Origin of the sequence: Shewanella sp. M16, from assembly GCF_018224605.1 — a bacterium.
GTDB lineage: Bacteria > Pseudomonadota > Gammaproteobacteria > Enterobacterales > Shewanellaceae > Shewanella > Shewanella oncorhynchi.
Genome location: NZ_JAGTUL010000041.1, coordinates 26,635 through 33,798, shown reverse-complemented (window position 1 = coordinate 33,798; position 7,164 = coordinate 26,635). Strand labels below are relative to the sequence as shown.

Below are 7,164 nucleotides of genomic sequence, written 5' to 3'. Positions count from 1 at the left end.
GCAATATCAACAAGGTATGACAAGCTAGCAAGAAATTACGCCAGTATGGTGTCACTGGCGTTTATGTTAATGTGGCTGCCGATGTATTGCTGAACAACATTTGCACAGCAAAGATCAACAGACCCTAATGGTTTTAGAATCATTTTTCAAAGAGTTATAGATCTACCCTCTTCATCTCCAACGGTTTGAAAGCATCCCATTAAGTCCCGCCAGACAGTGATAGATAAAACCTCACCGTAAGGTTTGCCCTAAGCATTAACCCATACTGACTTTTAGTGTAAACTGCTGCTCACGTTCGCCACTAAAACAAGTGAAGCAAGGCATTGAAATCATGACTCAAGTGCTGTTTTATCTTATGCCGCCAGTGGCATCGCCTGCCAAAGCCAAGGCTGATTCACCTGTTGCAACCGCGAATGCGAACCCTGCACTTTGCGAGATGCATCTTCTGGCATGCCAACTGGCGCAGCAGGCTTTTGTGAAGCAACAATGGGTCTATATCCATTGCCAAGATAAACAGCAAGCCCATGCAATTGATGAACTTTTATGGCAGTTTGAGCCAAGTGCCTTTGTACCCCATAACCTAAAAGGTGAAGGCCCGATGACAGGATCGCCGGTTGAAATTGGTTTTGATCGCCTAGGCGCCAACAAAAGTCGCCAAGTTCTGATTAATCTTGCAGACCAAGCGCCCCCATTTGCGGTAAACTTTGGCCACATTATCGATTTTGTTGCCAATGACGATCAGCATAAAGCGGTCGCTCGCGAACGTTATCGACAGTATCGCGGCTTAGGGGTCAATTTACAGACCCAAGACTTAGCAACACATCCACTTAATTAGTTTGAGACAGACACGTTCCCATGGAAAAAACATACGATCCGCAGTCCATCGAGCAAACGCTTTACCAAAACTGGGAAGAGCAAGGTTACTTCAAGCCACACGGCGATGAATCCCAAGGCAATTATTGCATCATGATCCCGCCACCAAACGTGACGGGCAGCTTGCACATGGGCCACGCCTTCCAAGACACCATTATGGATACTTTGACCCGTTACCAACGGATGAAAGGCAAAAATACCCTATGGCAAGTCGGTACTGACCATGCGGGTATTGCCACCCAAATGTTGGTTGAGCGTAAGCTTGAAGCCGAAGAAGGCAAAAATCGTCATGACCTAGGTCGCGATGCCTTTATGGATAAAGTGTGGGAATGGAAAGCGCAATCGGGCGGCACTATCACTAAGCAGCTACGTCGTATGGGCGCTTCTGTTGATTGGGACCGCGAGCGTTTCACTATGGACGAAGGCTTGTCCAAGGCCGTGCAAGAAGTGTTTGTACGTCTGTACGAAGACGAGTTGATTTATCGCGGTAAGCGTTTGGTCAACTGGGATCCAAAGCTACACACGGCTATCTCTGATTTAGAAGTGGAAAGCAAAGAAAAACAGGGCCATATGTGGCACCTGCGTTATCCACTGGCCGACGGTGAACTGACGGCCGATGGTAAAGACTATTTAGAAGTCGCTACCACGCGTCCAGAAACCATGCTCGGCGACAGTGCGGTTGCAGTGCATCCCGATGATGAACGCTATCAAGCACTGGTCGGTAAGTTTATTCTGTTGCCGATTGTTAACCGCCGTATTCCTATCGTGGCCGACGATTACGTCGACATGGCCTTTGGTACAGGTTGCGTGAAGATCACTCCAGCACATGACTTTAACGACTATGAAGTCGGTAAACGTCACAACCTGCCCATGTTCAACGTGCTGACCTTAGACGCCGCCATTCGCGTGAGCGCCGAAGTGGTGAACTCTGACGGTACCTTTAACAAAACGCTCAATGGCAGCTTACCTGAACGCTTTGCCGGACTTGATCGTTTTAAAGCCCGCGATGCTATCGTCGCCGAATTTGACACCTTAGGGCTGCTCGAAAAAATCGCGCCTCATGCCTTGAAAGTGCCTTACGGCGATCGCTCCGGTGTGGTTATCGAGCCAATGCTGACCGACCAATGGTATGTGGCTGTTGCGCCAATGGCGAAAACTGCTATCGAAGCCGTCGAAAATGGCAGCATCAAGTTTGTGCCGCAGCAATACGAGAACATGTACTTCTCGTGGATGCGTGACATTCAAGACTGGTGTATTTCACGTCAATTGTGGTGGGGTCACCGTATCCCAGCTTGGTACGACGAAAACGGCAAAGTCTATGTCGGCCGCAACGAAGCCGAGGTACGTGCTAAGCACAATATTGCCGACTCAATGACATTACGCCAAGACGAAGACGTACTGGACACTTGGTTCAGCTCAGCCCTGTGGACTTTCTCGACCTTAGGTTGGCCTGACAATTTAGAAGATTTAAAAACCTTCCACCCAACCGACGTGTTGGTGACAGGTTTTGACATCATCTTCTTCTGGGTTGCCCGTATGATCATGATGACCATGCACTTCATCAAAGATGAAGACGGTAAACCACAAGTCCCGTTCAAAACCGTCTACGTAACCGGTCTTATCCGCGATGAAGCGGGTAACAAGATGTCAAAATCTAAGGGCAACGTACTCGATCCATTAGACATGATCGACGGTATCGGCCTTGAAGATTTAGTTGAAAAACGTACCGGTAATATGATGCAGCCACAACTGGCCGCCAAGATTGAAAAGAGCACTCGCAAAGAGTTTGCCGACGGTATCGAAGCCCACGGCACAGATGCACTGCGCTTTACGCTTGCGGCAATGGCATCAACGGGTCGTGACATCAACTGGGACATGAAGCGCTTAGACGGTTACCGTAGCTTCTGTAACAAGTTGTGGAACGCCTCACGCTACGTGCTGATGAACACAGAAGATCAAGATTGCGGCCCTGGCTCACCAGAGCACAAAGGTGGCGAGATGGAGCTGTCGTTAGCCGATCGCTGGATTATTGGCTTGTTCAATCAAACCGTTAAGACCTTTGACGATCACATGACAGCATACCGTTTCGACTTAGCGGCCAATACCCTGTATGAGTTCACTTGGAACCAGTTCTGTGACTGGTACTTAGAGTTAACCAAACCGGTATTGCAAAACGGCAGCGAAACGCAAATGCGCGGCACCCGTCACACCTTAGTGACAGTGCTCGAAGCGATGCAACGCCTGATGCACCCTATGATGCCGTATATCACTGAAACCATTTGGCAGCGCGTTAAACCGTTAGCCGGTGTCGCAGGCGATACCATCATGCAGGCACCGTTCCCAACATTTGATGCCGCTAAAGTCGATAGCGCAGCAATGGCCGATTTAGAATGGGTTAAGCAAGTGATTGTAGCGGTGCGTAACATTCGCGCCGAACTGAACATTGCCCCATCTAAACCGCTAAATGCCCTACTTCGTGGTGTTAGCGCGCAGGATAAAGCCCGTGTAGAAGCGAACCAAACCTTCTTCACTACGCTTGCCCGCTTAGAAAGCATGACCATTTTAGCCGATGGCGAAACTGCGCCTATGTCGACCACAGGTTTGATTGGCGAAATGGAGCTGCTGATCCCTATGGCAGGCTTAATCGATGTCGCCGCCGAAATGGCCCGTATCGACAAACAGCTTGAAAAGCTCGGCCAAGAGATAGCTCGCATCGAAGGCAAATTGTCGAACCAAGGCTTCGTGGCAAAAGCCCCTGCCGACGTTATCGACAAAGAGCGCGCCAAGATGGCCGATCTCAAGCGAGATATGGACAAACTCAATGAACAAAAATCTGAGTTTGCTAAGTTAGAAGCTTAAGCTTCTCATTTACTCTGATTCACTTGTTATGATTAGTTCTAACTGAATGAAGGGCAGCCACTTGGCTGCCCTTCTTGTATCTATATCGTTGCAATCTTTGAGCAACTATGAGCCTTAATCTACGCTTTTGAGCCAGATGCCGCCTTTAACCCGAGTCAATTCTAAACACTGCCCTTTAACTTACTACACCGCATTGAAACCACCTCACCATTCATCCTCATCACTCCCCGTGGTCTATCGCTCACGAGCTCACACGTAGCCCATCACTGCCGACATAAGTAAACACCACACATGTAGACTAAAGAACAGCTAATACCTCCAGAGGCAGCACTGAGAGACTGACATTGAGTGCAGACATGAATATCTAATGTCGTCATAGACTCTCAACACAGGCAAAAGCAGATTCTTCAGTGAGTTGAACCTAAGAAAGAGAAGTGTTTAAAGCGAAATGGCTAAAGATAGCGACACCGAAGATACTAAGGTAAGGCAAAAGATGATGATGCAAAGTTAAGGTTAAACTTAAGCGGGTAAAAATATAATGAGTTAAACCATTACAGATTAAAAAATAAAAAAGCCCTGCAATTGCTTGCAGGGCTTATCTATATGGTGCGCGTGGAAGGAGTCGAACCTCCGACCGCCTGGTTCGTAGCCAGGTACTCTATCCAGCTGAGCTACACGCGCAAACTCGTTTTTGTACTTCTAATAGATCCAATCATGATTGAGTCTAGGATAAGCACTTTTATCTAGCAAATTTATTCTATTCCCCTCGACTAAGAGAATAGAATGGCGGAGAAGGAGGGATTCGAACCCTCGATGGGAGTTAAAGCCCATACTCCCTTAGCAGGGGAGCGCCTTCGGCCACTCGGCCACCTCTCCGCGTTTAACGCTTTAAATCAACAAGACGTATCTTGTTAACTATATTGGTGCGCGTGGAAGGAGTCGAACCTCCGACCGCCTGGTTCGTAGCCAGGTACTCTATCCAGCTGAGCTACACGCGCATGTTAAACGGTAAAACACTAATACGACCTAAATCATATTAATTTAAATTGGTGCGCGTGGAAGGAGTCGAACCTCCGACCGCCTGGTTCGTAGCCAGGTACTCTATCCAGCTGAGCTACACGCGCATGTTAAGCGGTAAAACATTAATACGATTTAAATCATATTAATCTAAATTGGTGCGCGTGGAAGGAGTCGAACCTCCGACCGCCTGGTTCGTAGCCAGGTACTCTATCCAGCTGAGCTACACGCGCATTTTAACTCTTTGCTATAAGCAATTATCTACAAAATTTCTTATGAAATTCAAAACTGATGAGTTAAAGATTAACTAATGCAGAGATGGTGCGCGTGGAAGGAGTCGAACCTCCGACCGCCTGGTTCGTAGCCAGGTACTCTATCCAGCTGAGCTACACGCGCGACTTGTATCTAAATTTACTTTTACTTTTACATCAAACACTAATAAAAAATGGTGCGCGTGGAAGGAGTCGAACCTCCGACCGCCTGGTTCGTAGCCAGGTACTCTATCCAGCTGAGCTACACGCGCACTGTTTTCTATCTTTAAGAAATGGCGGAGAAGGAGGGATTCGAACCCTCGATGGGAGTTAAAGCCCATACTCCCTTAGCAGGGGAGCGCCTTCGGCCACTCGGCCACCTCTCCGTTTTCTTGGCGCACATATTACTGTTTGACGAAAATAAGTCAAACCCTTTTTCCGAAACAGATTCCATTTGAACTGTTTTTAATCACATTGCTGTTATATCAAGCCAATGTATTGATTTACGCCAATCTTTCGGTCTAAAAAATAAAAAAGCCAGTTAAAAAACTGACTCTTCTGTTGCCGTAGTACGCTTGCCAAAACAAGGTACTAAAAGTTACCACCTTCCGATGGTGTACCTGATTTTTCAGATTGAATGCGTTGGTAGATTTCTTCGCGATGAACAGAAACCTCTTTTGGTGCATTCACACCAATACGCACTTGATTGCCTTTTACCCCTAGCACTGTAACTGTGACTTCATCACCAATCATCAGTGTTTCGCCAACACGACGAGTCAAAATCAGCATTCGATAGCTCCTTTATTTCTTAATTCAGCTTACACACGGCACTCATCCGGTAGATGGGCTTATTATAAGGTCAGCTTAGTACAAATTAATAGTATTCAATACTCAAACGGTTATTTAATTACACCTTATTTAGCTCGAAAGCGTGATGTAACGCCCGAACCGCCTTGTGTAAGTCCCTTTCATCGATAACGGTTGATAATTTACTCTCTGACGTCGTGAGTAACTTAGCATGAATAGTTTCATTACCCAAGACTTCTAACATCTTAGTCAATAATCCCATTTTTGCCTGTAAACCTTTGCCAACTAAAGATACTTTTGCACGTTGACGTTCGATAATCAATGGCCCGAGTGCGAGGCTTTCGCTTAAGCCTTCGAGCTCATTAAGCAGAGTATCAACCTTAGCTTCAGCGAGCATAAAACTGACTCGACCCGAAGGATCATCCTCATGGATCCTCAATGGAGAAATAAATTCCACATCGATTTCCAATCGCGTTAAGCAGCCTAACAGCGCTTGATAACGTTCACTGGTGGTAAACAGCCCTTCAATCGTTAGCGTTGCCAGCGCCTTATTAATCGCGATACCTTGCACTAATGAGGCAATCGTTAATTCCGACTCGTCGCCAAATTGGATTAACGTCCCCTGCCCAGCTTCAAAGCTCGACAATACTCGCAGCGGTACGCGAAAACGCTCGGCGTATTCAACTGAATCTGGATGCAATACTTTAGCGCCGAGCTTTGCCATTTCGAGCATCACATCAAACCCAATCACATCGAGGCGACGTGCACTGCTATCAATATTCGGATCTGTGGTAAATACCCCAGCCACATCGGTAAAAATCTGGCATTCATCGGCTTCTATCGCTGCCGCTAAGGCTACTGCAGTGGTATCTGAACCACCGCGTCCTAAGGTGGTCACTTCGCCTTGAGGATCGATGCCCTGAAACCCAGCAACGATCGGCACAACACCATCGGCAAGCAAAGACTGCAAATATTCAGTATCAACTCGCTCAATGCTGGCGCGGCCAAATTGACTATTTGTATGAATTTGCACTTGATCGCCCGTAAGGGATTTTGCTTTTATGCCGCGACGTTGTAGCGCCATCGACATCAAAGCAATACTCACTTGCTCACCCGTCGATACTAGCATGTCTAACTCGCGCGCCGAGGCCCGCGGATTAATTTGTGCTGCAAGTGCAAACAGGCGATTCGTCTCACCCGCCATCGCGGATAAGACTAAAACTTGCTGCTCACCATTGTGAGCTGACTTTGTAATCTGCTCAGCGACCGCTTCGATACGTTCAATAGAACCCACCGAAGTACCGCCGAACTTTTTCACAAAAAGCTTGCTACCACTAAGCTTTCGTTTTTGGGGCAC

4 protein-coding genes, 8 tRNA genes and 1 pseudogene are annotated in these 7,164 nt (G+C 47.3%); 3 read left to right on the top strand and 10 right to left on the bottom strand.

Features of this window, described 5'->3' with window-relative positions; translation table 11 throughout:
• The 3 genes and pseudogenes from KFE26_RS20060 to KFE26_RS20050 all read left to right on the top strand — a co-directional run.
• Positions 1–93: pseudogene (locus KFE26_RS20060) on the top strand (IS5/IS1182 family transposase); the annotation flags it as partial.
• A gap of 238 nt (positions 94–331) precedes the next feature.
• Positions 332–835 carry a DNA polymerase III subunit chi gene (locus KFE26_RS20055; protein WP_105251817.1) on the top strand — a complete coding sequence of 168 codons (504 nt, stop codon included), beginning with the start codon at positions 332–334 and terminating at the stop codon, positions 833–835.
• A gap of 20 nt (positions 836–855) precedes the next feature.
• Positions 856–3,732 carry a valine--tRNA ligase gene (locus tag KFE26_RS20050; RefSeq protein WP_212601496.1) on the top strand — a complete coding sequence of 959 codons (2,877 nt, stop codon included), beginning with the start codon at positions 856–858 and terminating at the stop codon, positions 3,730–3,732.
• A gap of 604 nt (positions 3,733–4,336) precedes the next feature.
• Here the strand turns inward: KFE26_RS20050 and KFE26_RS20045 are convergent.
• The 10 genes from KFE26_RS20045 to KFE26_RS20000 all read right to left on the bottom strand — a co-directional run bounded on the left by KFE26_RS20045 (position 4,337) and on the right by KFE26_RS20000 (position 7,164).
• Positions 4,337–4,413 (bottom strand) — tRNA-Arg (locus KFE26_RS20045).
• A gap of 103 nt (positions 4,414–4,516) precedes the next feature.
• Positions 4,517–4,608: transfer RNA gene (locus tag KFE26_RS20040), tRNA-Ser, on the bottom strand.
• A gap of 45 nt (positions 4,609–4,653) precedes the next feature.
• A tRNA-Arg gene (locus KFE26_RS20035) sits at positions 4,654–4,730 on the bottom strand.
• Between the two features lie 49 nt (positions 4,731–4,779).
• Positions 4,780–4,856, bottom strand: a tRNA-Arg gene (locus KFE26_RS20030).
• Positions 4,857–4,905: 49 nt separating this feature from the next.
• Positions 4,906–4,982: transfer RNA gene (locus KFE26_RS20025), tRNA-Arg, on the bottom strand.
• Positions 4,983–5,068: 86 nt separating this feature from the next.
• Positions 5,069–5,145: transfer RNA gene (locus KFE26_RS20020), tRNA-Arg, on the bottom strand.
• Positions 5,146–5,195: 50 nt separating this feature from the next.
• Positions 5,196–5,272: transfer RNA gene (locus tag KFE26_RS20015), tRNA-Arg, on the bottom strand.
• A gap of 22 nt (positions 5,273–5,294) precedes the next feature.
• Positions 5,295–5,386: transfer RNA gene (locus KFE26_RS20010), tRNA-Ser, on the bottom strand.
• 205 nt (positions 5,387–5,591) lie between these two features.
• On the bottom strand, positions 5,592–5,789 hold the full coding sequence (csrA, locus tag KFE26_RS20005; RefSeq protein WP_006082602.1) for a carbon storage regulator CsrA: 198 nt from the start codon (positions 5,787–5,789) through the stop codon (positions 5,592–5,594).
• 118 nt (positions 5,790–5,907) lie between these two features.
• Positions 5,908–7,164: an aspartate kinase gene (locus tag KFE26_RS20000; protein WP_212601495.1), complete on the bottom strand. Its 1,257-nt coding sequence runs from the start codon at positions 7,162–7,164 to the stop codon at positions 5,908–5,910.

What these genes read in the sequence shown, in the direction of transcription:
- KFE26_RS20055 (WP_105251817.1), top strand. Translation starts at nt 332, where the DNA reads ATGACTCAAGTGCTGTTTTATCTTATGCCGCCAGTGGCATCGCCTGCC.
- KFE26_RS20050 (WP_212601496.1), top strand. Translation starts at nt 856, where the DNA reads ATGGAAAAAACATACGATCCGCAGTCCATCGAGCAAACGCTTTACCAA.
- csrA (WP_006082602.1), bottom strand. Translation starts at nt 5,789, where the DNA reads ATGCTGATTTTGACTCGTCGTGTTGGCGAAACACTGATGATTGGTGAT.